Source organism: Brevibacillus migulae (assembly GCF_004521915.1).
GTDB lineage: Bacteria > Bacillota > Bacilli > Brevibacillales > Brevibacillaceae > Brevibacillus_F > Brevibacillus_F migulae.
On sequence record NZ_SDKD01000011.1, the window covers coordinates 61,582 to 85,030 of the forward strand.

Consider the following 23,449-nt stretch of genomic DNA (forward strand, 5'->3'; position numbering starts at 1 on the left):
AAAACGGGCGAGGCTGCGTTCTTGCCCCACCCGCAGGGGGATGAAAACTGTCCGGTTCCGCTTGCAAAAGCGGTACGTCACGCAAAAGTTTCGGGGAAGCAAATTCAACGTAGAGGTTGCGCGACAAGCGTGTACCGCTTTTGCAAGCTCCACCTCGGTAGGTGTGGCAAAGACTCCGCCCGTCCCGTTTTTCCCTTCCTCGCCGATCTTTTACTGTAATCCATTTCAAAGATCTAATCGAAATGACACTTACTATTTTTTATCTTTAAAATGCCTCTGCATCGACAGAGAGCATGTTTCCTTGCCAAGCGACTTGCGGAGCCCTGCCCAGCGGAGCAAGGAAGAGCGGGAAACAGGAGCGCAACCTGTCCGAGCTGCGGAGCAGCTACTGCTTTTGCGTCTCCCCCGCGCTTGCTTGCGGAGCGGACAGTCCTAACCCACAGCGGGGCGGAGAATCCGAGCGCAGACAAGGAAACATGCTCTCCCCACCACGGCAGCCTAAAAAAGGACAAAAAAATACCGACGTTTTAGGCGTTCAACGTCGGCCGGCAGGTGATTCGCGCTCGGTGATACGGGCTTATAATATGTATATTCGTCATCAATAGAAAAGTACCTTCCTTTTTTTCTCGCCAATTTGCGCATTTTTGGATGGAAGTTGCTGCCACCAGCAAAATTAGCGACCGCGCCCTTTTTTGTCCATGTTTTTTCGTAAAGGAGATAGCCGATCCTCACTGTCTTTCAGGAAGCGATTTAGTTTATCTTCAAAGTTTTCTACACGTTCGCGAGGAGAACGGTTCGGGGGTCGTCGTTCCGGTTTGTCAGGACGGTCAACAGCCTTTTTGATCGACAAGCCGATCTTTCCTTCCCGAATATGCAGCACTTTCACGGTGACGGTATCCCCAATTTTCAAGTGTTGGTGAATGTCGGTCACATACGCCTCAGCAATTTCGCTGATATGGACGAGGCCGGTGGACCCGTCAGGAAGCTCGACAAATGCACCAAATTTTGTAATACCCGTGACTTTTCCGACCAGTTTGCTGCCTACCTCAATTCCCATGAACGCGGAAAGCCTCCCTCATGCATAAAGAATGTTCCACCAGGAATGATCGACCTTACTCTGGAATCACATATATTTGCTCACCCGGCTTGGACAAGAAATACTCCTTGCGCGCAAGCTCGGCGATGTACTCTTTATCATTCAATCTGCTCACTTTATAGGTGAGCTCTGCTTGTGTCTGCTTTATCTCGGTTGCCTGTTGGCGAAGCGTCTCCAATTCTTTTTCCTTCTCAGACAAGATGCCGCTTTGCAAATAGGCCGTATAGCCCGTCCAGACGGCAAAGCACAGCACAAAGAACATGACGAGACGTATTCTGCGCTTTTGTCCTTGCTTATTAGATGGGGATGCGTTGCTGCTCATCGTTGAATCCACCTTTGCCAATTATTCCTGTTTGTTCCTTGGACGTATCCATTTCTTCACGTCTGCCCAAAATCCTTTTCCACGACGATGGATTTTTCTCCCTACATTATGACCCCATTTTTGCACAGGAGCAATCGGAATTTGCAGGATTCTCCACAAGAATTGAAAAATTCCTAGAATCATGGTGATCAAAAAACTGAGCAGCATGCCGATAAGTCGATAAATGAAGAGAATGGGACGTACAATCAAGGTATCGATGATCAGCATGACCGTGCGAAACAGCCATTGCGCAAATCGGATCGCCGCTTGGAGAAATTGGACGTACTGCTTGCTCCCCAACAAGAAGTACAACCATGCTCCTCCAAACAGCCCGATAAAGATCGGAAAGCGAACGACACCATTGTTCACGTAAGCCAGAATCCAAAAGACAAACCCAACGCTGACAAGCCAGAAAAGGACATCCAGCAGGAATACCAGCCACGCGGGAAAGCGTCCTCTCCCCCGGAATACCTGATAGGTGTCGTATCCCATGCCCATCAGCAAGCCACAGACCGACATGGAAAAAATCGTCTGTAATTGAACACTGATGCTCACTTGAACAACTTACCGAAGAATCCCCGCGACCGATCTCCGGCTTGCCCCTGCTCAAGATATCCCATCTCGTGCACCAACCCTTCGATTGCCACTTCCCCTGTTTCCAAGCTCAAGTTTTTCATATGCAAATTTTGCCCGCGAATGGTGAGAAATCCAGCTTCCGTTTCCAGCAGGAATTCCTCGCTGTCGAAGCTTTCCACATTCTTCACCCCGGATATTGCCAAACTGCGCCGATTGATCATGACGATCTCGTGACGCGGTTTTTTCGTATGCTCGTTCATCGAAAGACCTCCCTCAACCGATTCTTGTACCATCGTATGGGGAGGGATGTCCTTTTAGAACAAAAACGGACTGGTTAGATCGACAGCAGCGCACCAAAGATAGTAAGGGATTCCCTTTTGCAGTTGTGTATAATGGGCATAGACCTTGCTCCATATGCATTCGACTTCATACTAATAGAAGCAGCCAGGTGGGGGGAAACCGCATGCTACAGGCAGACTTGCAACATTGGATTGAAGAATTCTACCGCAAGCGCGGCTGGTCCGAGTACGGCCCGTTTGAGCGTATCGGCTTTCTCATGGAGGAGGTCGGGGAAACGGCTCGTGCCGTCCGCGCGTTGGAAATCGGCAGAGACCGTCCTGATGAAACCGAGGCCTCAAAGGCTGAGAAGCACCAAGAGCTGATCGAAGAAATGGGCGATGTGCTGGGGAATTTAGTGATCCTGGCAAATATGTATGACATCACGATGGAGCAGATCCTCACGGCGCATAAAGAAAAATTGCAGAAACGTTATGAACAGACAGGAGGTAAACGATGAAGCGGATTTGTGTCTTTGCCGGTTCCAATGCCGGTCTTCATCCCGAATATGAGCAAAAAGCTGCGGAGCTTGGCCATCTGTTGGCCCAAAAAGGAATGGAGCTTGTCTACGGCGGCTCTAAGATCGGTCTGATGGGACGTGTCGCCGATCACGTCTTGCAAGAAGGCGGAAAGGCGATCGGCGTCATGCCGCGCAACCTGTTTCGCGGGGAAATGGCGCATACAGGCTTGACCGAACTGCATGAAGTCGCCAATATGCATGAACGAAAAGCCATGATGTCCGATCTGTCCGATGGGTTCATCGCCCTGCCTGGCGGATACGGGACTTTCGAGGAGCTGTTTGAGGTGATCAGCTGGTCACAGCTCGGGATTCACAGCAAACCAGTAGGCATTCTCAATATCCGCGGCTACTATGATCCCCTTGTCGACATGGTGAAAAACGCAGTGGCCGCTGGCTTTATGCCTGAAACACACCTGCAGCTGCTGATCGTAGAAAGTGAGCCTGACTTGCTGCTGGAGCGGATGGCCCAATACACGCCACCGGCTTACGCACACAAGTGGGCCGAGCTGCCCGAACAATAGCTTAACGCATGGAGGCTTGACATCACTGCCCCCTGTCATATAATAAGTATGAGTTTTCTAGGGTTCCGCGGCATTTTTTAGCCGGACTGGTCCGAGAGAAAACACACAGTGTACAAACCACTGTGGACACGGAGGGATAAAAGCCCGGGAGATCATCCATCTGGATATCTCTCGGGCTTTTTTGCGTTCATGGCCTTCCTGGAGAAACTACAAACAGAAGGGAGATGCGGAAAATGACCAGACATTGGCTGCTTGTTGTCGCTGCAGCTGTTTTCGAGGTGATATGGGTAGCAGGCTTGAAGCATGCAGACAGCATCTTGACTTGGCTCATCACCTTCGCCGCCATTGCCATTAGCTTCGGCGGGCTGATTCATGCCGGAAAAAAGCTGCCGACTAGCACGGTTTATGCGGTCTTTGTCGGATTAGGCACGGTCGGTACGGTCATCAGTGAAATGATCTGGTTTGGCGAGCCGTTTCAATGGCCGAAGATCGGACTCATTGCGCTTCTTTTAATCGGGATTATCGGATTGAAAATCGTGACGCCCGATCATGAGCATCCTGCAGAATCGGGAGGAGATACCGCATGAGCTGGCTTTCGCTACTTTTCGCCGGATGCTTTGAAGTGGTGGGTGTCATTGGCATTACCCAAGTCAATCAGCGCCCGGCATTCCGCTCTTACTTGATCATGGTGGGCGGGTTCTTGTTGAGCTTCCTCTTCCTCTCCCTCGCGATGAAGGAAATTCCGATGGGGACTGCCTATGCGGTGTGGACAGGGATCGGCACTGTGGGCAGCACGGTGATCGGGATGGTGTTTTACAAGGAACCAAAGGATACGCTGCGTCTTTTCTTCATCGCCATTGTCATTGTTGCGGTCGCGGGATTGAAGCTGATCCAGTAAGAAAAACTTCCATAGAAGCCCTCTCGAAGAGGTCGTCGAGTCCTTCTTTAGAGGGAGTTTTTCATGCTGTATCAGATTGATTCGTCGTGAAGTGTATACTCTCTGATACAGCAAAAAAGCCACTCGGCCGCAGTGTTCATACACTGCGACGAGTGGCTCTTCCCAGTCCGACTACCCTCTCAAGTAATCGTCCTCTTCTTTTTCATCCCGTGGTACCGGTACTTCCCCGATCACCTGATACAAGGTAGCCGCTTCTTCCTTGCGCGGATTCTCCTTGATATCCTCCACTTTTACCGAAACGATCTTCTGGCCAAAACGAATGGACAGCTTATCGCCAATCTTTACATTGCTGGATGCCTTCGCAGCGCGGTCATTGATCTCTACTCGCCCTTGATCGCATACGTCCTTTGCCAAGGTACGGCGTTTGATCAGCCGCGATACTTTTAGAAATTTGTCCAGTCTCATCGGTCTTCCTCCCTCTTTACCCTTGCTTCTTTGCTTCTTCCCACCAGCGATCCATCTCCGCCAGATCGGTCTGGTCAAACGATTTATTCGCTTCACGCAGCTTTTGCTCGATATATGAAAAACGCTGCTTGAACTTGCGGTTGGTCATGCTTAACGCCTCTTCAGGCTCCACCTTGTAAAAACGGGCCAGGTTGACCACGGCAAACAGCAAGTCGCCTAGCTCACCCGCTCGTTCCTCTGGGGATGCCTGCCGCACTTCCTGGTATTCTTCTTCGATTTTTTTGTAGACATCTTCTACGTTGTCCCAGTCGAACCCTACTCCAGCCGCCTTCTTCTGCAGCTTGTAGGCATACATCAGGGCAGGCAGCTCACGAGGGATTCCCGCCAGCTTGGACTGCGCCTCCACATCCACACCTTTTGCCGCTTTTTCCTGGCGCTTGATCTCATCCCAGTTGGCCAAAGCCTCCTCAGCGTCCTCGGCTGCCATTTCCCCGAATACATGGGGATGACGGCGAATCAGCTTGCTGTTGAGAGCGGCGATGACGTCCTCGACACTGAAGTAGCCGTCCTCCGCTGCCATTTGGGAGTGCAGCATGATCTGTAGCAATAAGTCACCCAATTCCTCGCACATCGCATCCGGATCATCATCATCGATGGTCTCCAGCACTTCATAGGCTTCCTCGATCAGGTTTTTGCGGATGCTTTGATGCGTCTGCTCCCTATCCCATGGACAACCTTCCGGACTGCGCAGAATCGCGACGATTTCCTTCAAGTAGGAGAATTGCCGGTTGCGCACAGCCGCCTCTTGTGTGGGTGGCACATAGACAACGGTCAAATTGCCGAGATGATCGACCCGGTCCAGCTCGTACAAGGCAACGGACTCGATCCGTTCCAGCTCTCCCGCTCCAACTGCGGTCGCCACGGTAACCATGTAATCATCGGGGAACACTTCCATGAGCGTCAGCTTGAGATCCGATGCTGTCAGCTGATCGTAGACTTGGGCGATGATGGTATGAAGCGACGGATTGATCTGTTGGGTGGACAAAGCCGTCGCATCCAGCAGCGCGAATCCCTCAATCGGATCGATTTGCAACCTGGCAAAAACCGGGTCCAGAAAGCTTTGGCCGCCGCCGATCGTGATCGCTACCCCGTTTGCTTCCCCTTGCGCAAGCAGCAGCTGCACCGTCCGTTCCGCTACCAGCGGATGGCCCGGAACGGCATAGACGATCGCTCCTTGTTCCTTCGCGGCATTCAACAGGTTGGCTGTAATTTCCTCATATACGGACGAAAAATCTCCATGCTTTTCGTAAATCGCATCAAACGAAGCAAAAGCGATGCCCTCCTGCACGAGCTCGGTGACAACCGGGTGTTCCTTCGTGCGCAAATAAAGATGCGAGGCATTCTTTAACGTCTTAAAAATCCCGTACGGAAGCTGCTCAAGCGTGCCTGCACCCAATCCGACGATATGGATAGCAGCTGTCATTTGCCTTCCACTCCTTTTCGCTGTGATCGATGATTATCCGCGCAGCAGCCGCAGACGGACGAGCACTGCACTTAATTTGCCGCCCTTCGGCAAGAAACGCATATCTTCTTTGGTCAAACCGCCTGTTTTCAAGAGTGCCAGCAAATATACCAGCGCCCCGCTGCTTACAGCAGCCAAGGCCACCAGCGTCTGCAGCAGGCGAGCCGAGTGGACGAAACCGCTTAATACCGATGCAGTCGCCCATTCTACCAAGAGCACGACCACCGTCATGCACAAGGCCGCAAGCAGCGGTTTCCCGATAATGTTTCGCACGCTGATCACGACACCTGTATGCTTGGCAATTCCCCGCATATTTAACAGCATCGCGACCATATACGCGACAACTGTTGCCAGAGCCGCTCCCGAGATGCCAGCCAGCGGGATCAATATCATATTCAGGATCAGCTTGACGACTACGCCGACAAAGAGATGGCGGGCTGGCAGCATGACTTGTCCCAAACCTTGCAGGATTCCAGAGGTCGCGATCGACAATGTGGCAAAAAAGATGGTAAAGGACTGGATCGCGAGCGCCTCTGTCCCTTTTGTATCTCCATAGAGCATCACGTTCACTGGCTCCGCCAATAACGCAAGGCCAAAAGATGCCGGAATTCCGAGCAGGCTGGTCAAGCGCAGCGCAACCTCCGTACGCGAGGCAACTACCCGATGCTGTCCCTGGGCTACAGCCTCACTGATCGCCGGAACCAGGGCCAAGGAAAGCGAAGTGGCAAAAAACGTACCGAATTGGATCAACGGTTGTCCACGGTCAAAAGCGCCTTTGACGACCTTGGCCATTTCCTCATCCATCCCGCTGTATTGCAGCATATTGACCACGGTCACGGAATCAACCAGCGGAATCAGCGGCAAGACCAACGCCCCGAGACAGATCGGAAGCGCATAGTAGACCAGGCTTCTCAGGACTTGTCTAGTTGTCCAGCTGTTGGCCGTTGGCTTGATTTCTTCATTTGCTTGATTTTGTTTGCGGGCATTTTTCCGCCAGTACACCAACAGCACGATAACGGCGGTCACCGCACCCGGAAACGCCGCAAACACGGCACCTGTACCGGCCAGATAGGCGTCCTGGTACACGATCATCGCCCAATAGGCCGCGATGAGGATAAAAATCACCCGAATCAACTGCTCGACCACCTGCGATACGCCAGTGGGCACCATGTTTTGCTGTCCCTGGAAGTATCCGCGCATGATTGCCGCGATCGGTACCAGAGGAAGGGACCAGGCTACCGCGCGAAGCGGCATGGTCAGTTGTTCATCCCCCATAAAATCCGCGACGAGCGGGGCTCCTGCATACAAAAGCAGAAAGAATACGAAACCCAAAATGAACAGGGTAAAGCTGGCTACACGAAACGCTTTTTTCGCGCCATACGCATCTCCCACGGCCAGCCTTTCGGATACCAGCTTGGAAATCGCAATCGGAAAGCCAGCTGTCGCCAGGATCAGCAGAGTCGTATAAAGCGGATATACCTGCATATAGACGTACAAGCCGATATCTCCGGCAATATTTTGATACGGAATGCGGTAAACAGCACCGAGCAATTTGGATAATAATCCAGCAATGCCGAGGATCGCTGCTCCTTTTACAAAATGGGCAGAGCTTCTGTCAGACATGTAAGGTTGTTCTCCTCTCGAGCCAAAGCTTCGTACATTATACCACAATCACCATCAAATCCCACTTACCCCGGAGAGCACGAAAAAACAGCCCCGCTTCTGCGAGACTGTTGGTTCTTTCAGCTATTGCTCCATTTGTTTGGCCAGGAAACCGGCTGCGGTCTCCGCCATTTTCAATTCCAGATCGCTCATCTTGGACGTATCGGTCTTGCTTACCAAAATCACCGCGCCGATTGGATCGCCGCCTGCCACGATCGGCGATACCACAAAAGAGGAGTACTGCTCGTTCATATCGCGAATGATCTCGTATTGGCCACTGTTCTTTTCTACCCGGCTCTTGCGGTCTTCTAAGCATTTTTCCACGATGTTGCCGACCGGCTTCTCCAAGTATTCCTTTTTCGAAGCGCCCGCAACGGCGATGACGGTATCTCTGTCCGATATCAGCACAATGTGATTCAAGCTTTCATAAAGGGAATCGGCATACTCTTTTGCAAAATCGCCGAGTTCGCCAATTGGCGAATATTTCTTCAAAATAACTTCCCCATCACGATCGACAAAAATCTCAAGTGGGTCGCCTTCACGAATGCGCAGCGTACGACGGATCTCTTTTGGAATCACGACCCGTCCGAGGTCGTCAATTCGACGAACGATACCAGTTGCTTTCATATTCATGTTGCCTCGCTTTCTTGAGAAATTGGGTTGTGAGTCTTTTACCGGGTTACCTGTATTTTCTCCACGACACCTAAAATTAACTATCCAATCGATGCCTCAAAGTTTGCCAATTCCCTTGTTACACTCTCCCCCGGGCGGTAGCGAGTGACTATAGTATTCTCCTCGTTTTGAAGAATATGCGAGCATACGAAAAAACAGGGAATCCGCATCGATTCCCTGTTTTCTCCCAAGCTTTATCGCCTTATGAAGCCGGTGTTTTCGGCTGTGGAATGTTCCACTTGGTAACCAGCTTTTCCATTTCCGTATTGACGAACTCTCCGTAGCTTTTCTCGAGCGCCTGCTGACGAAGCGTATCTTTTGCTTCCTCAAACGTTTTTACTTTGCGGTCTTCCACGCGGATGACGTGGTAGCCGTAATCGGTCTTCACGGGCTCACCTACTTGTCCAACAGGCTGCTTCAACGCAGCATCCTTGAACTCAGGTACCCATTGGGTCACGTCTGCGTTTTCATACAAGCCGCCCGATTCCTTGCTGCCTGGGTCATCCGTATATTGTTTGGCCAACGCCGCGAAATCTTCACCCTTCTTGATGCGGGCTACCAGTTCATTCGCCAGCTTCAATGCTTCTTCCGGCTTACGGGACTCGGTAGAAATCAGAATGTGACGGACCGAAGCCGTTGTGAAGCTAGCCTTGTCCGCTTCGTTGTATTGTTTTTGCAGGTCAGCATCCTTGATATCTTTTTTAAGGACACCGATGGAAGCATTGATCAGCGTCATTTGCGAGAGGACCTCTTCTTTGGTCACTCCCTGGTTCTCCATGAGCTTATCAAACTTTTTCTCATCTTTACCCAAAAGGGAGAGATATTGACCTTTTACCAATTCAAAGCTGCTAGCCGAGTCGGTTTCAGCTTGCTTGCGAATAGCGTCATCCGCCCGCGAAGCAAGGATTTTGGTTGCTGTATACTCACGGGCATACGTTTTCAAGGTTTCCTGATCGGCCATTTCGATCATTTGACGCTGAGGCGGATTCAAGAAGCTGATGACCTTCAGGAATTCAGTAAATTCCTTTCCTGTCAGCTTGCCTCCTTGATATTCAACAACAGCAGCCTCATTTTCCACCGTAAAACCGAGCTTGACCGCTGGAAATTGTGCCAATGGATCCTGCGCATCGGCCGGCTTTTCGCCGCCTGCTGCAGGTTGTGACGTATTGGTTTGGTCGGCAGGTGCTGCTGCCTTTTCATCGTCTTTTCCGCAGCCGCTCAGGATACCGAAAGCAAGCACGGGAATGGCTATCAACGTTACGAGTCGTTTCATCCCAATAATTCTCCCTTCTTCTGGCCTGCCCATCACATCACCGGGCTTCCAGAACCGGTGTCTTTACGCACCATGTGAAATTGGCTGAGCAGCTTTTCCACTAACTTCACGCCTTCTTCTTCGCTCAACCCTTTTACTTTAACAGTAATGATAATCTGTTGTCCACCCGACAGGCCCACGCGTCGGCCCCAATCCCCGGTCAAAGCAAACAAGGCACCGCCATCGATGTTGTTGTTTTGACTCGGATCCAAGAACAGCTTGATCACTTCTGGATCCTTTTGGCTGATCTCCGTAATATGGTGCTGCATTGCGTACACACGCAGCCTGGAGATCATCAGCAGGTTCTCTACCGGTCGCGGCAGGTCGCCAAAACGGTCGATGAGCTCTTCGGCCAGATCATCCACATCTTCCAAGGTGGTGACGGCCACAAATTTTTTGTACATCTCGATTTTTTGACGGCTGTCGGTGATGTAGAGGGATGGGATGTACGCATCCACGTGCAGATTGATTTCCACTGCCGGAGGAGCTTCCTTCTTCACTTCCCCCTTCAGCTCATCAATGGCTTCCTTCAGCATCTGGCTGTACAGATCGAAACCGACGGAATTGATGAATCCATGCTGTTCGGCACCCAGCAGATTCCCGGCACCACGGATCGACAAGTCGCGCATCGCGATTTTAAAGCCGGAACCAAGCTCCGTAAACTCCTTGATCGCCTGCAGACGCTTTTCCGCCACCTCGGTCAAGACTTTATCCCGCTGATAGGTGAAATACGCATACGCGATCCGGTTGGAACGACCTACCCGTCCGCGCAATTGATAGAGCTGGGACAAGCCCATCCGATCGGCATTGTAAATAATCAGCGTATTGACGTTTGGAATATCTACACCGGTTTCAATGATCGTCGTGCTGACCAGCACATCGGAGTTGCCCTCCAGGAAGTCGAGAATGACTCCCTCCAGCTCTCCCTCGTTCATCTGGCCATGTGCGACCGCAACCTTGGCATCCGGGACCAGCGCTGAGATTTGCTCCGCCATCTGTTCGATTCCCTGCACCATGTTGTACAGGAAAAATACCTGTCCGCCACGTGCCAGCTCCCGCTCGATCGCTTCCCGCACCAGCGAGGCGCTGTATTCCATGACATACGTTTGCACCGGAAAACGGTTTTCCGGCGGCGTCTCAATGACAGACAGATCCCTTACCCCGAGCATGGACATGTGCAGGGTGCGCGGAATCGGCGTCGCGGTCAGCGTCAGCACGTCTACATTGGTCTTGAGCTGCTTCAGCTTCTCTTTGTGGCTCACGCCAAAGCGCTGCTCCTCGTCCACGATCAAGAGTCCCAAATCACGGAATTGAATGTCTTTGGACAGGACGCGATGTGTACCGATGACGACATCCACCGTGCCATCCTTCAAGCCCTTCATGGTGGCATTCTGCTCTTTGCGTGAACGGAAACGGCTCAGCACCTCTACCCGAATCGGGAAATCGGCAAAGCGCTCGCGGAAGGTCTCATAATGCTGTTGCGCCAAAATCGTGGTCGGCACCAGTACAGCAACCTGCTTGCCATCCATCACGGATTTGAATGCTGCGCGGATCGCCACCTCGGTCTTTCCGTACCCTACATCCCCACATACAAGACGATCCATTGGGCGTCTTCGTTCCATGTCGCTTTTGACTTCCTGGATCGCGCGAATCTGGTCGGCTGTCTCCTGATACGGGAACATCGCTTCAAACTCCCGCTGCTCCTCGGTATCACGCGAAAAGGAGTGGCCAACAGCCGCTTCCCGCGCCGCATACAGCTTGATCAGATCCTCCGCGATGTCCTTCACCGACGACTGTACTTTGTTTTTGACGCGCTTCCATTCACTTCCGCCAAGGCTGTAGATTTTCGGCTCGCTTTCTTCGCTGGCGACGTACTTCTGCACGTGATCGATCTGCTCGATCGGCACAAACAGGCTGTCGCCTCCCGCATAGCGGATATGCAAGTAATCCTTGTGAATGCCGAGAATCTCCTTGGTATCAATGCCGAGGTACTTCCCGATCCCGTGGTTGATATGGACCACATAGTCCCCGGGCTTCAGCTCGAGATAGTTTTTGATCCGCTCGGCATTGTTCATCGGCTGCTGGACCTTGCGTGCTTTGCGCTGCTTGGCTGTGAATACTTCGCCTTCGGTGATCACCACCAGCTTGTTCATCGGCAGCTCAAAGCCGGTTTGCAGGTTTCCGATGATGATGGTCGGACGTCCCGGCGGAATCGTTTCTACCTTCTCCGTCAGCAGATCGGCCTCCATCTCATAGTCATGCAGCACGCGCTCCAGCCGCTTGGCCCGCTCGCTGTCCGCCGCGACGAAGACGATCTGGTCCTGCGCTTTGATCCAGCGGTTCAGCTCGCTTTTCAGTACGTTCATCTGCCCATGGAAATTCTGCATCGTGCGGCAAGTCCAGTTGACGATGTTCTGCGGCTGCGTTTTCGGCGTTTGCCGCAAAAACAAAGACATGTACACCAGTTGTCTGCCACGCTGGGTCATGATCTCTTCATACGATTGCGACAGGATGAGGTTGCCCATATGCTCACCCTCCGCAATGCGGTTTGTCATCCATTCCGCTTCTTCCTTTTGCAGCTGCGCGGCTGTTTCAAGCACGCGGGATGGTTCATCGACCAGCAGGAAGGTATCCTTCGGCATATATGACAGGATCGTTTCAGCCGTTGGATAAATCGCAGAAATATAGGCATACAGATGCGGCAGACGCTGGCCTTCCCTCATCCGCTCCGCATCGCCGCCAATGCGCTCCATCATTTTGTCCTTGGCCTTGTTGTCCTTCAATTTTTCCAGGGATTCCCCCAGTTTTTTCTCAAGCCGCTGCGCAGACTCCTGCAGCACTTTTGTGGAAACGATCATTTCCTTGGCCGGACCGATCGTATAGCTCTGCACGCTCTCATGGGAACGCTGTGTCGCCATGTCAAAGGTGCGGATCGAGTCGATTACCACATCAAACAGCTCGATGCGGATCGGCCAGTCGGAATCAATCGGATATAAGTCGATGATACCGCCGCGCACGCTCATTTCGCCTTTGCGCTCTACCATATCGACACGCTCGTAGCCCAATTCGATCAAATCATGTAAAAACTGCTCCACATCCAGCTCTTCGCCTGTCTGCAGGGTGATCTGGGCTTCCTTCCATACCTCGGAAGGGACCACAAGCCTCCGCAAGCCCGCAAAAGGAGCGACCAAAATACCCGTGAAGCCTTGGGCTAAACGGTTGAGCACTTGAATGCGCTGGGCCAGCATCTCCGGACTGGCAATCGCCAATTCCGCGCCTACCAGCTCATTGGCCGGATACAAGAGAACGCGATCGGCTGGAACCAGCTCGGTCAGATCCTCGTACACCTTTTGCGCCTGAAACATATTGTGCGTGACCACGCAAATCGGTCGCTCCGTAGCCTGGTGCAAAGCGGCCATCAATGCTTGCCTGGAGGACCCTGCCAACCCTGATACCAGCTGCTCATGGAGTCCCCGTGACAGACCGGCAACGATGGTGCCAAACTGCGTATCCTCTTTTATTGGATGAATGATGACTTGCATCGATTTGTCTCCTCTCCAGACCTGAATCTACGTACGAAAACCCACTCGGCTTTCCTGTAAAGCCGGGCGGGGCACCTTTTCTCTACACTTTCAAAACATGCACGAAACCCACCTGATGCAGCCGAGCTGAACCAGGCGGGGTTTCTCGTTTCTATGGACCAAAGAAGCCTTAGCTTCGGTAAGCCAAGGCTAATCCCAACAGAACAATTTTTCAGCATATTCACACTATTCGCTTTCTCACGAACACAAGCACTCCTTTACTGTATCGGAGTGCCGATGAGTGAGAGCTCCGGATTTTGATCCAACGCTTCCTTGCAATAATCGCACAAGACACGCACGACCGTATCTCCACCATGTTCTCTGGATATTATATGTTGCCGCTCTTCAGGGGTCAAGGAATCTAGGCCGAGACTGACTTCGGTCGCCATCGATTGATCGATTTCGCCAATTTTCATCCCACAGCAACGACACACATAGCGAAAACTCATATGCTCCACCCCCAGACTGATGATATGATCTAGTATCGCCCGGGAGGTGGAAAAACATACAAATTGGACCTATCTCTTTAACGAATGATAATGGCTGATCACCTTCAAAAAATCCTCCGTCAAGGACATGACGCTGGCCTCAGCAGACAGCGTGACTGCTTCCTCAATGACCGGTTTTTCCTCAGCAGAAAACGTACTCAACACAAAGTCTTTGACACCGGATTTCTGATCGGGACGGCTTATCCCAATTTTGATCCGCTTGAACTCTTGCGTGCCTAAATGCGCGATTAACGACTTGATGCCATTGTGACCGCCAGCGCTCCCTTTTTCCCGTAACCGGATTTGGCCCAGCGGCAGGTCGAGATCATCATAGATCACCAAAAGGTCTTCCGGGGTCAGCTTATAAAAACGGAGAATTTCTCCTACCGATTCTCCAGACAGATTCATATAAGTCTGCGGCTTCACCAAAAGGACGCGCTCTGTGCCAATACGCCCTTCTCCCACTAATGCCTTGAATTTGTTTTGCTGTACAGGAATAGAATACTTGTCGCTAATTTTATCTATGGTCATAAAACCGACATTATGTCTGGTATCTTCGTATTTTTTCCCTGGATTGCCCAGGCCGATAATGAGTTTCACGTTGGTTCCCTCCATTCGTCTTATCTATTGTACTAAAAGAAAGGGACAAGAAAAAGAATGCTTCCGTTCTCCAGGAACGAAAGCATTGGTCAGGCAATATCACTGGTCCCCTCCTGCTTTTCTGCACGATTGGGGAGGATGCGCTCGATTTCACCGCGATACAACTCCAAGTAGAGGAAGGGGGCTAACGTGTTGGCAAAGTAGCGCAGATATTCGGCTTCTTCGTTAGAGAACGAATTCTTCTCTTCCCCGTCAATGCTGAGCACCCCGACGATCTCTTCCCCCATTTTGATCGGCACGCAGATCAGGGATAAATACTGCTTCGAGGCCTTCGGATGGGCTGTGAAGCTGTTCCCTTCCGTGGTGACATCACCGCAAAAATAGGGAACACCCGTCCGGTAGACCTTGCCTGCTGCCGAATCGACAGTCGAGAGCCGCAAATGCTTCATCCCATCCGGGCTAAAATTGACGGCAACGTGAATCTTCAGCTCTGCATCGCTGTCTGGAATGAAGACCGCGATCCGATGGTTATTCGCCTGCTGCTTGGTCAAGACAATACCGATTCCCGGCAGCGCATATTGGTACACCGCTTTGCAAAGCTCGGAAAACTCCTGATTGGTCCGACAAGTCATCGCCTTGGCAATTTCCACAGACATCTGCTGGAGCAGTTTGATGAGCAAGGTCTTCTGTTTGGATTCTGTCGATAGCTTTGTATTTTCTTCTCGTAGCTGCCCGATCAGCTCATTTGGCTGTACGACCAGCAGTCCGGGGATGGAAAACTCCGCTCCCTGTCTGACCTTCCAGACAGTCATGACACCGATGCAGATGATAAAGCCGATCAGGAAGATCCCCAAAATGGTCATGACCCAAGGCTGTGCAGCGGCTGCCGTGATCGCCTTTCCGATCTGTTCAATCAGTTTATCCATTCGCGTCACGTCCCAGGCGTTTTTACCCCTATCTTACGCACGTAAATGTAAAAAAATAACAGGGGCAAGCTTTCGCCCCTGCGTTCCTTACACTTTTTCTGCCTCTTCGATCGGTTTCTCTGCCGTTTCCGCAATTCCTTCCGCTTCCTTCTGCGCTTCCAGCGATTCAGGCGTTCTAGCCTTGACTGCCATCACACTGATGACCACTTCCAGCTCATCCAGCTCGACGGTGACATTCTGCGGGATAGGCAGATCCTTCACCAGGATTACATCCCCAATATTGAGTCCATCCACGTTGACGGCAATCGTCTCCGGAATATCCATCGGGAGACACGTTATTTCTACGCTGTGGCGGACCAATGTCGCCACCCCCAATTCCGGATCTCCCGTCATGACAATCGGTATGCTTGTGGAGACACGCTCATTCATATTTATTTGTCGGAAGTCAACATGCAGCACGGTGCCAGTCACCGGATGCCGCTGCAATTCGGTTACCATGACGGAATATTCCTTGTTATCAACCGACAAGGTAAACGGCTTATTCGTGGTCTGTTTGCGCAGGGCTTGATCCAGCTCAACAGCTTTCAACTGGATGGGTGTACTCGCTACATCTGATCCGTATACGACCGCTGGCAGCCAGCCATCACGGCGCAGTTCATTCATCCTTTTCGTGGCTCGCGAGGATGCTTGAATTTTCTCCACAAAAAAACCTCCTTGGCGAACTAGAGATCATTTCTCTTCTAGCTTGTCCAACGGAGGCATATCTATCCAAAAAGAGGTTCTTTCTTCTTAATCGAACAGCTTGCTTACAGACAGCTCCTCGTGTACGCGAATGATCGCTTCGCCAATGATCGGCGCTACGGAGAGGATCTTGATCTTATCGATACATTTGTCGCTCGGAAGCGGAATCGTGTTGGTCACGACCAGCTCACGAATCTTGGAGTTGGCAATGCGCTCGATGGCTGGACCGGAAAGCACCGGATGCGTACAGCAAGCATAAACATCGCGTGCGCCCGCTTCCACCAACGCGTTGGCTGCCAAAGTAATCGTACCAGCAGTATCGATGATGTCATCGATAATGATCGCGGTTTTGCCTTCGATATTCCCTACGATGTTCATAACTTCTGCCACGTTCGGCTCAGGACGGCGCTTGTCAATAATCGCGATTGGAGCTTCCAGACGCTCTGCCAATTTGCGAGCGCGGGTAACGCCACCGTGGTCAGGAGAAACGACAACGATGTCATCCAGCCCTTTATCCGCGAAATATTTGCCCAAGATCGGCACACCCAGCAAATGATCAACCGGAATGTCGAAAAAGCCTTGGATCTGGGTTGCGTGCAAATCCATCGTGATCACACGATGAGCGCCCGCTGTTTCAATCAGGTTGGCAACCAGCTTCGCGGTGATTGGATCACGCGCGCGTGCTTTCCGATCCTGACGCGCATAACCGTAATACGGAATCACCACGTTGATGCTTTTTGCAGAGGCACGCTTCAAGGCGTCTACGAAAACCAGCAATTCCATCAGGTGTTCGTTGACAGGTGCACTGGTAGGCTGGATGATGAACACGTCGCAGCCGCGCACGCTTTCGTTCAACTTGATTTGGCATTCTCCATCACTAAAGCGAACAGCTTCAGAATCTCCAAGCTGCAGACCAATATGTTCAGCAATTTCTTGGGATAATTGCGGATTCGCACTGCATGTAAACACTTTCAGTTTCGGGTCGCGGTAGTTAGCCATTTTCCTGTGAACCTCCATAACCTTTTCTTATTTCTTTTTTTTGCGAGGCAATTTCGTCGCGTAACCCGACTTGTTGACCTGCCGTTCTCGAGCGATCGCCAATGCATCCTCTGGCACATTATGCGTAATGGTAGACCCCGCGGCGACATAAGCGCCTTCTCCGATGGTTACAGGGGCCACCAGATTGCTGTTGCAGCCGATAAATACATCGTTGCCCACAATCGTCTTATGTTTCTTTTCTCCGTCGTAGTTAACGGTAATCGTTCCACAGCCAATATTTACATTTTCTCCAATTTCCGCATCTCCTACATAGCTCAGGTGCGGAACTTTGGAGCCTTTTCCGATTTTTGCGTTTTTCAGTTCAACAAAGTCACCAATTTTCACTTCAGCTGCAATCTCCGAACCTGGGCGCACATAAGCATACGGACCAACTGTCACATTCTCGCCCACTGTCGATTCTACCAAGACAGAGTACGAAATTGTCACGCGATCCGCAATCGTCATATCCCGCAGATCAGCCTGCGGTCCAAGGGTGCAATCGGCTCCTACTGTCGTTTTTCCACGAAGATGGGTTCCTGGCAGGATATGCGTATCCGGTCCAATCACCACATCTGCTTCAATATAGGTAGAAGCAGGATCTTGAATCGTCACGCCGTTGCGCATGTGGCGCTCGTTGATGCGACGGCGCATGTAGCTTTCCGCCTGCGCGAGCTGCACACGGTCGTTGACACCCATCGTCTCGTCCGCATCCTTGGCAACGTACGCAACCACTTTTTCGCCTGCATCCCGCAAAATGCCGATGCAGTCCGTCACGTAATATTCGCCCTGAACGTTGTCATTTTTGACTTGAGAAAGCGCTGTAATCAGCTTTTTGTTATCAAAACAGTATATGCCTGTATTGATCTCGCGGATTGCCCGTTGTTCCTCGGAGGCATCCTTATGTTCGACTATTCGCAATACCTCGCCCGCTTCATTGCGAATGATGCGGCCATATCCCGTTGGATCAGCCATATCCGCCGTCAAGACGGTAGCCGCCGCATGTTGCTCCTCATGAAAAGCCAGCAATGCCCGCAATGTCTCCTCGGAGAGAAGCGGCACATCCCCATAGAGGATGAAGGTGGTTCCTTCTTTGTCCAACAAATGCGGAACCGCTTGCTGCACGGCATGCGCAGTCCCTAATTGTTCACTTTGCAAAGCGTACGCGACCCGGTCACCCAGTGTGGCACGTACCGCTTCGGCACCATGTCCCACTACTACAACGACGTCATCCACCTTCATCGCGGCCAATGTGTCCGTCACATGCTGAACCATTGGTTTCCCGCAAACGGGGTGGAGAACTTTGTACAGCTTCGATTTCATCCGTGTCCCTTGGCCAGCAGCCAGTACCACGGCATGTATTTTTGACATGATAACCCTCCAGCTTATAAGTTCCACAATGACTATATCTTAATACTATGGCGATTTCAAGAGAAGTTTGACGGTGTTTCACAAGCTGTCATAATATATTGGAAAAGCTTGTCACTCGCAGACAAACAGAGCGAAATCCAGGGGAGGAAAACCGCGGCATGAGCGTGGATGTATTTGTACTGACAGGATTTTTAGGCAGTGGAAAAACGACACTTTTGCAACGACTTCTCACTCATCTGAAGCAAAAGGGCGGCAATGTGGTCGTCATGATGAACGAAATGGGCGAAGAAGATGTAGACGGAGAACAGCTCCAAGGCTATGGCTTTCCGGTGAAAAAAATGCTGGATGGCTGCATCTGCTGCTCCATTCGCGGAGAAATGACCGATGGCCTGAAGGAGATTATCGCTCATTTCCATCCCGATCAAATCCTGATCGAAACGACAGGAGTGGCCGACCCGATCGAAATCGTGGATACCCTTACCCATCCTGAGCTGGTCGAGACACTCTCCATCAAAGGCATTGTCAGCGTGGTGGACGCTTCTCGCTTTCTCGAGCTGAATTCGCGCCTGCAAAGCAGCGTGGCCCTGGTCAAAACGATCCGCAATCAAGTGAAATATGCAGACCTGCTGCTGCTCAATAAAATCGATTTGACGAGTGCAGATACGCTGACGAAAGTCAAAAGCAAGCTGGAAGAGCTGAATCCGCATGCGCCCATCCACTCTACGCTCCATAGCGAGGTAGATCTGGACGCGCTGCTTTCCGTGAAACGGCTCGCTGAGCGGGCAAGAGAAGAGCAGATGCAGGATCGCGCCAACCAGAGCCGTCCCGTGCAGAAGAGCATCGGGCGCTTTTCCCCAATGACCAAGCTAAAACAGACGCTCGGTATCGAATCCACTCCTTCCCTCTATCACAGCATCGAATCGTTTTCCTATGCGTTTACAGGGCCGGTCGATCCGAGCAAGTTTGAAAACTTCCTTTATGACTTGCCGAAAAATGTGTTTCGCGCCAAAGGCTATGTGCTGTTTGCCGGACAGGACGATCTCATCTCCTTTCAGCATACCGACAATCAGGTGCACTTGATTCCGTTTGAGAATTTTGGACCGAAAATGGTCGCTGTTTTTATTGGAGAAGGCTTGCAAAAGGAAGCGATCATTGCCGATTTGGAAAAATGCTACGCGTGATGATGTTTGTACAACCATAGTGGTGGGGGAAGGGAAGAGAGGGCGGTGCTGCGTTCTTGCCACACCCGCAAGGGAGTAAATACCGTCCGGTTCCGCTGCCAAAAACGGTACGTTGCGCAAAAATTTCGAGGAAGCGTATTCATACGTAGAGGTTGCACAACAAGCGTGTCCCGTTTTTGGCAGCTCCACCTTGGTTGGTGTGACAAAGACTCCGCCCCGTCCCTCACTTCCCTTCCTCACGGTGCGGATGATAATATCGCACGGATTCATAAGGAAACGTTCGAGGACTGTAGCCTTCCCTTCATTCTTTTATCATTTGAAATAGCTTCTGCAACGCTGGAGAGCATGTTTCGAAACGGAGCGCCTGCGGAGCCCTTCCCAGCGGAGCAGTGAATCGCGGGAAAAAGGGGTGCAAACTTGGCTAAGCTGCGAAGCGATTCCACTTTTTGCACACCCCCGCGATTTGCTGCGGAGCGGACAGTTCTACCTACAGCGGGGCGTAGAATGAAGCGGAGTTTCGAAACATGCTCTCCTCACCGCAGCCCCTTTATAACGAAAAAAAGAGAGCCGTATAGTTGCCTATACAGCTCTCCTTCTTTTTTAAAGCATTATGCGCCAGCTTCGATACGATCTTCTTCTTCCAGACCTGCACGATCATATTCAGCCAGAACAGCTGCTTGAATCTTTTCGCGGGTAGCAGAGGAGATCGGGTGAGCAATGTCACGGAATTCGCCATCAGGAGTACGTTTGCTTGGCATCGCAACGAACATACCATTGTTGCCATCAATTACTCGGATATCGTGAACCACGAATTCGTGATCGATCGTAATAGAGGCAATGGCTTTCATTCTTCCGTCCGTATTGACACGGCGCAGTCTGACGTCTGTAACTTCCATCTAGTATTCACTCCCTTTATCTATAACAGCCTTGTGTAACTATTTCCACATGCTGGGTATAAATTCCTCCTGCTTTTCCACAAAATTGCAAAAAAATTATGATCGGTTTTACATTTTTTGCTGTTATTCGCCTTTATAGACAACCAGTTCGATTTCTACGCGGACATCTTTCGGCAAGCGCGCTACTTCCACGGTGGAACGAGCTGGCTTGTGATCGCCGAAATAATGGGCATAGACTTCATTTAACTGGGCAAAATCATTCATATCTTTAATGAAAACGGTTGCCTTTACCACTTGAGAAAGGGAAGCTCCGGCCGCTTCCAAGATCGCTTGGAGATTGGCGAAAACCTGATGCGTCTGCGCCACGATATCCCCTTCCAGCAGGGTGCCGTCCGCTTTCAGCGGAATTTGCCCAGAGGTATACAAAAATGGACCTGCTTGTACGGCTTGGCTGTATGGACCGATCGCCGCGGGTGCTTTATCCGTAGCCACCAAAGAAAGCTTGCTCATCGAAATCATCCCTTCTTCTTCTATGGAATTATTGAAAATAACTGCCTAGCTCAACCTGAATCTGCTTGCCTTTAATGTCGACATCCTTTAATTTGGCCAGCGAAATGTATTCATCGACCAGACGCTCCGATACGTCAGTGGCTTCTACCAAAACGCCGCAGCCCACGACCGTTGCCCGAAACTCTTGCAACAGATCGATCATGCCGCGAATGGTCCCGCCTGCCTTCATGAAATCGTCGATGATGAGCACACGCGATTGTTCAGGCAATGCGCGACGGCCGAGTGACATGGTTTGGATACGTTTGCTGGAGCCGGATACATAGTTAATGCTTACAACCGAACCTTCAGTCACTTTGTTGTCCCGACGCACAATGACTACCGGTACATTCAAGTAGGCAGCCGCCGCATATGCCAGCGGGATCCCCTTGGTTTCCACGGTCATCACCATTTCCACATCTTGATCTGCAAACGCGCTGGCAAACAGCTTGCCGATTTTGGCCAAGGTCTGGGGGTCGCCCAAAATATCCGACATGTACAAATAACCGCCTGGCAGCAAACGATCCGGACTTTCCAGATGTCCAATCAGTTCTTTCATAAACTCCCGCGCCTGGGAATCTCCTGTCTGGGGAATAAATTTCACCCCGCCAGCAGCACCGGCAACTGTCCGTAACACACCGACACCTTGCGTTTCAAACGCTTCCTTGATAATCGACAAGTCTTCGCTGATAGATGACTTGGCGGAAGCATACTGTTCCGAAAAGAACGTCAGCGGAATCAGTGTATGGGGATGTGCCAACAAATGCTGTGTCATATCCACCAACCGCGCACTTCTGCGCAATTTTTTCATGCTTGTTCCTCCATATAAAACCCGAATATTTGTTGTTAATGTATCATTTTTGTACGGATTTACGCAAGTATTTCCGCTTCCGTACATCCTAATAACCGGGCTACATATACATCTTTGACAAATCCGCGCAAGGCATTATAGATGCGCTGGACCTTTGCTTCCTTTTGCACCAATGCATAGACCGTGGGACCGCTTCCCGACATCAATACGCCATCGGCTCCCGAGGCCAGCATCAATTCCTTGATTTGTTTTACTTGGGGATACAGCGATAGGGTCACATCCTCAAGCACATTGCCCAAAGATTTACACATGAGCTGAAAATCCTGCGTCTCGATCGCTTTGAGCATATATGCCGTGTCGGGATGTTTCGTACTCTCGTTAATTCGCAAATTTCCATAGACATCTGCCGTAGAAACACCGATCGGCGGCTTTGCCAAAATGACCCAACAAGGGGCAGGCGGCGTAAGATGTTCGATCCGTTCCCCGCGTCCTGTAGCCAATGCCGTACCGCCATAAACGCAAAAAGGCACGTCAGAACCAATCTGGGCCCCGATCTCAGCCAATTCATCCAGCGTTAACCCCAGGTTCCACAGCTTGTTCAAGCCACGCAAGGCAGCTGCTGCATCACTGCTTCCGCCAGCCAGTCCGGCTGCGACCGGGATCTGTTTATGTATGTAGATGCGTACACCTTGTTTGACCTTATATTTTTCCTTTAAGAGCTGGGCTGCTTTATAGGCATGATTTCGGGCATCATCAGGGACAAAGCTGGCGGAACACTCCAGCCTGATTTCATCGCTAGCCAGCAATGTCAACTCCACCCGGTCTGCCAGATCGACGGTAGTCATTACCATCTCTACCTCATGATAGCCATCCGGTCTTTTGTAGAGGGTATCTAATGTTAAGTTGATTTTGGCCGGCGCTTTCACAGAGATACGCAACGTCGATCACCTTCTTCCTTTTCCTAGGCTACTATTGTAGCATAGGGAGATTCTTGGTTGCCACTGTCTGCCTATTCGGGCTATTTCTTCTTTGTGGCACACAAAAACCCGCTTTTCATGGAAAAGCGGGTTAGTTTACAAAAAAGCCGGGATGGCTCCCGGCTTTTCGATCAGTGAGATGATTTGTTGTTTTGGTTGGCCAGCGCTTCCTCAGCGATTTGGATCGCCCGTTTCACCAGGTTACCGGCATCCCGTGTGGTAATGCCGCCCCAACCCTCTGACTTGACGGTATCGTATATCCCCAGGTCCTTGGCGAGTTCCATTTTAAATGCATCTGACATAATGCCTCGTCTGCGACTCATGCCTCACAACCTCCCTTTCTCACTGACAAACT

Annotated in this window: 27 protein-coding genes and 1 riboswitch; of the genes, 6 read left to right on the forward strand and 21 right to left on the reverse strand. The window is 51.2% G+C overall.

Features of this window, described 5'->3' with window-relative positions; translation table 11 throughout:
- Positions 1-40 precede the first annotated feature (40 nt).
- Positions 41-436 (forward strand): hypothetical protein, encoded by a 396-nt coding sequence (locus EIZ37_RS14050; protein ID WP_134685241.1) that lies wholly within the window; start codon positions 41-43, stop codon positions 434-436.
- Between the two features lie 237 nt (positions 437-673).
- Here the strand turns inward: EIZ37_RS14050 and EIZ37_RS14055 are convergent, their stop codons facing one another.
- From EIZ37_RS14055 to yabP, 4 genes are read right to left on the reverse strand one after another with little or no spacing between them, the layout of a single operon-like run.
- Positions 674-1,057: a S1 domain-containing RNA-binding protein gene (locus tag EIZ37_RS14055; protein WP_134685242.1), complete on the reverse strand. Its 384-nt coding sequence runs from the start codon at positions 1,055-1,057 to the stop codon at positions 674-676.
- A 55-nt stretch (positions 1,058-1,112) separates the two neighbouring features.
- Entirely contained in the window at positions 1,113-1,418 is a 306-nt protein-coding gene (locus EIZ37_RS14060) for an FtsB family cell division protein (protein ID WP_134685243.1), read from the reverse strand.
- A 21-nt stretch (positions 1,419-1,439) separates the two neighbouring features.
- Complete coding sequence (gene yabQ, locus EIZ37_RS14065) at positions 1,440-2,012, reverse strand: spore cortex biosynthesis protein YabQ (RefSeq protein WP_134685244.1); 573 nt, start codon at positions 2,010-2,012, stop codon at positions 1,440-1,442.
- The gene (gene yabP, locus EIZ37_RS14070; protein ID WP_134685245.1) at positions 2,009-2,293 is read right to left on the reverse strand and encodes a sporulation protein YabP; all 285 of its coding nucleotides are present in this window, start codon (positions 2,291-2,293) and stop codon (positions 2,009-2,011) included. The genes yabQ and yabP overlap by 4 nt, the downstream gene beginning before the upstream one ends.
- A 203-nt stretch (positions 2,294-2,496) precedes the next feature.
- Here yabP and EIZ37_RS14075 point away from each other — a divergent pair, with 203 nt between their 5' ends.
- The 4 genes from EIZ37_RS14075 to EIZ37_RS14090 all read left to right on the forward strand — a co-directional run bounded on the left by EIZ37_RS14075 (position 2,497) and on the right by EIZ37_RS14090 (position 4,308).
- The gene (locus EIZ37_RS14075; protein WP_134685246.1) at positions 2,497-2,829 is read left to right on the forward strand and encodes a MazG nucleotide pyrophosphohydrolase domain-containing protein; all 333 of its coding nucleotides are present in this window, start codon (positions 2,497-2,499) and stop codon (positions 2,827-2,829) included.
- Positions 2,826-3,410 carry an LOG family protein gene (locus tag EIZ37_RS14080; RefSeq protein WP_134685247.1) on the forward strand — a complete coding sequence of 195 codons (585 nt, stop codon included), beginning with the start codon at positions 2,826-2,828 and terminating at the stop codon, positions 3,408-3,410. Before EIZ37_RS14075 ends, EIZ37_RS14080 begins: the two co-directional genes overlap by 4 nt.
- Positions 3,411-3,456: 46 nt before the next feature.
- A riboswitch (guanidine-I (ykkC/yxkD leader) is annotated at positions 3,457-3,563 on the forward strand.
- Positions 3,564-3,643: 80 nt separating this feature from the next.
- A complete protein-coding gene (locus EIZ37_RS14085) occupies positions 3,644-3,997 on the forward strand; it encodes a DMT family transporter (RefSeq protein WP_134685248.1) in 354 nt (117 codons plus the stop codon).
- Entirely contained in the window at positions 3,994-4,308 is a 315-nt protein-coding gene (locus tag EIZ37_RS14090) for a DMT family transporter (protein ID WP_134685249.1), read from the forward strand. Before EIZ37_RS14085 ends, EIZ37_RS14090 begins: the two co-directional genes overlap by 4 nt.
- Positions 4,309-4,479: 171 nt before the next feature.
- On the opposite strand, the gene EIZ37_RS14095 is transcribed toward EIZ37_RS14090, so the two are convergent.
- The 12 genes from EIZ37_RS14095 to glmU all read right to left on the reverse strand — a co-directional run bounded on the left by EIZ37_RS14095 (position 4,480) and on the right by glmU (position 18,683).
- A complete protein-coding gene (locus EIZ37_RS14095; RefSeq protein ID WP_134685250.1) occupies positions 4,480-4,773 on the reverse strand; it encodes an RNA-binding S4 domain-containing protein in 294 nt (97 codons plus the stop codon).
- Positions 4,774-4,789: 16 nt separating this feature from the next.
- Positions 4,790-6,256 carry a bifunctional methyltransferase/pyrophosphohydrolase YabN gene (yabN, locus tag EIZ37_RS14100; protein WP_134685251.1) on the reverse strand — a complete coding sequence of 489 codons (1,467 nt, stop codon included), beginning with the start codon at positions 6,254-6,256 and terminating at the stop codon, positions 4,790-4,792.
- Between the two features lie 33 nt (positions 6,257-6,289).
- Positions 6,290-7,918 carry a putative polysaccharide biosynthesis protein gene (locus EIZ37_RS14105; protein ID WP_134685252.1) on the reverse strand — a complete coding sequence of 543 codons (1,629 nt, stop codon included), beginning with the start codon at positions 7,916-7,918 and terminating at the stop codon, positions 6,290-6,292.
- Positions 7,919-8,041: 123 nt separating this feature from the next.
- Entirely contained in the window at positions 8,042-8,584 is a 543-nt protein-coding gene (gene spoVT / locus EIZ37_RS14110; protein ID WP_134685400.1) for a stage V sporulation protein T, read from the reverse strand.
- 247 nt (positions 8,585-8,831) lie between these two features.
- On the reverse strand, positions 8,832-9,902 hold the full coding sequence (locus EIZ37_RS14115) for a peptidylprolyl isomerase (protein WP_134685253.1): 1,071 nt from the start codon (positions 9,900-9,902) through the stop codon (positions 8,832-8,834).
- 32 nt (positions 9,903-9,934) lie between these two features.
- A complete protein-coding gene (mfd, locus tag EIZ37_RS14120; RefSeq protein WP_134685254.1) occupies positions 9,935-13,483 on the reverse strand; it encodes a transcription-repair coupling factor in 3,549 nt (1,182 codons plus the stop codon).
- Between the two features lie 257 nt (positions 13,484-13,740).
- Positions 13,741-13,971 (reverse strand): anti-sigma-F factor Fin family protein, encoded by a 231-nt coding sequence (locus tag EIZ37_RS14125; RefSeq protein WP_134685255.1) that lies wholly within the window; start codon positions 13,969-13,971, stop codon positions 13,741-13,743.
- Between the two features lie 69 nt (positions 13,972-14,040).
- The gene (gene pth / locus EIZ37_RS14130; protein ID WP_134685256.1) at positions 14,041-14,610 is read right to left on the reverse strand and encodes an aminoacyl-tRNA hydrolase; all 570 of its coding nucleotides are present in this window, start codon (positions 14,608-14,610) and stop codon (positions 14,041-14,043) included.
- A gap of 89 nt (positions 14,611-14,699) precedes the next feature.
- Positions 14,700-15,536, reverse strand: coding sequence for a GAF domain-containing protein (locus tag EIZ37_RS14135; RefSeq protein WP_134685257.1), 837 nt, complete (start codon positions 15,534-15,536; stop codon positions 14,700-14,702).
- Between the two features lie 87 nt (positions 15,537-15,623).
- On the reverse strand, positions 15,624-16,238 hold the full coding sequence (locus tag EIZ37_RS14140; protein WP_134685258.1) for a 50S ribosomal protein L25: 615 nt from the start codon (positions 16,236-16,238) through the stop codon (positions 15,624-15,626).
- Positions 16,239-16,325: 87 nt separating this feature from the next.
- Positions 16,326-17,276, reverse strand: a complete 951-nt coding sequence (locus EIZ37_RS14145) for a ribose-phosphate diphosphokinase (RefSeq protein WP_134685259.1) — start codon at positions 17,274-17,276, stop codon at positions 16,326-16,328.
- Between the two features lie 27 nt (positions 17,277-17,303).
- Positions 17,304-18,683, reverse strand: a complete 1,380-nt coding sequence (gene glmU / locus EIZ37_RS14150; protein WP_134685260.1) for a bifunctional UDP-N-acetylglucosamine diphosphorylase/glucosamine-1-phosphate N-acetyltransferase GlmU — start codon at positions 18,681-18,683, stop codon at positions 17,304-17,306.
- A 158-nt stretch (positions 18,684-18,841) separates the two neighbouring features.
- Between glmU and EIZ37_RS14155 the strand changes: the two genes are divergently transcribed.
- Positions 18,842-19,864 (forward strand): CobW family GTP-binding protein, encoded by a 1,023-nt coding sequence (locus EIZ37_RS14155; protein ID WP_134685261.1) that lies wholly within the window; start codon positions 18,842-18,844, stop codon positions 19,862-19,864.
- 608 nt (positions 19,865-20,472) lie between these two features.
- Here EIZ37_RS14155 and spoVG read toward each other — a convergent pair.
- The 5 genes from spoVG to EIZ37_RS14180 form a co-directional block, all read right to left on the reverse strand.
- Complete coding sequence (gene spoVG / locus EIZ37_RS14160; RefSeq protein ID WP_134685262.1) at positions 20,473-20,760, reverse strand: septation regulator SpoVG; 288 nt, start codon at positions 20,758-20,760, stop codon at positions 20,473-20,475.
- Positions 20,761-20,883: 123 nt separating this feature from the next.
- Complete coding sequence (locus EIZ37_RS14165) at positions 20,884-21,270, reverse strand: RidA family protein (protein WP_134685263.1); 387 nt, start codon at positions 21,268-21,270, stop codon at positions 20,884-20,886.
- Between the two features lie 28 nt (positions 21,271-21,298).
- Entirely contained in the window at positions 21,299-22,117 is an 819-nt protein-coding gene (gene purR, locus EIZ37_RS14170; RefSeq protein WP_134685264.1) for a pur operon repressor, read from the reverse strand.
- Between the two features lie 59 nt (positions 22,118-22,176).
- Positions 22,177-23,055: a 4-(cytidine 5'-diphospho)-2-C-methyl-D-erythritol kinase gene (ispE, locus tag EIZ37_RS14175; RefSeq protein ID WP_134685265.1), complete on the reverse strand. Its 879-nt coding sequence runs from the start codon at positions 23,053-23,055 to the stop codon at positions 22,177-22,179.
- A 170-nt stretch (positions 23,056-23,225) separates the two neighbouring features.
- Entirely contained in the window at positions 23,226-23,417 is a 192-nt protein-coding gene (locus tag EIZ37_RS14180; protein WP_134685266.1) for a small, acid-soluble spore protein, alpha/beta type, read from the reverse strand.
- Between the last annotated feature and the right edge of the window lie 32 nt (positions 23,418-23,449).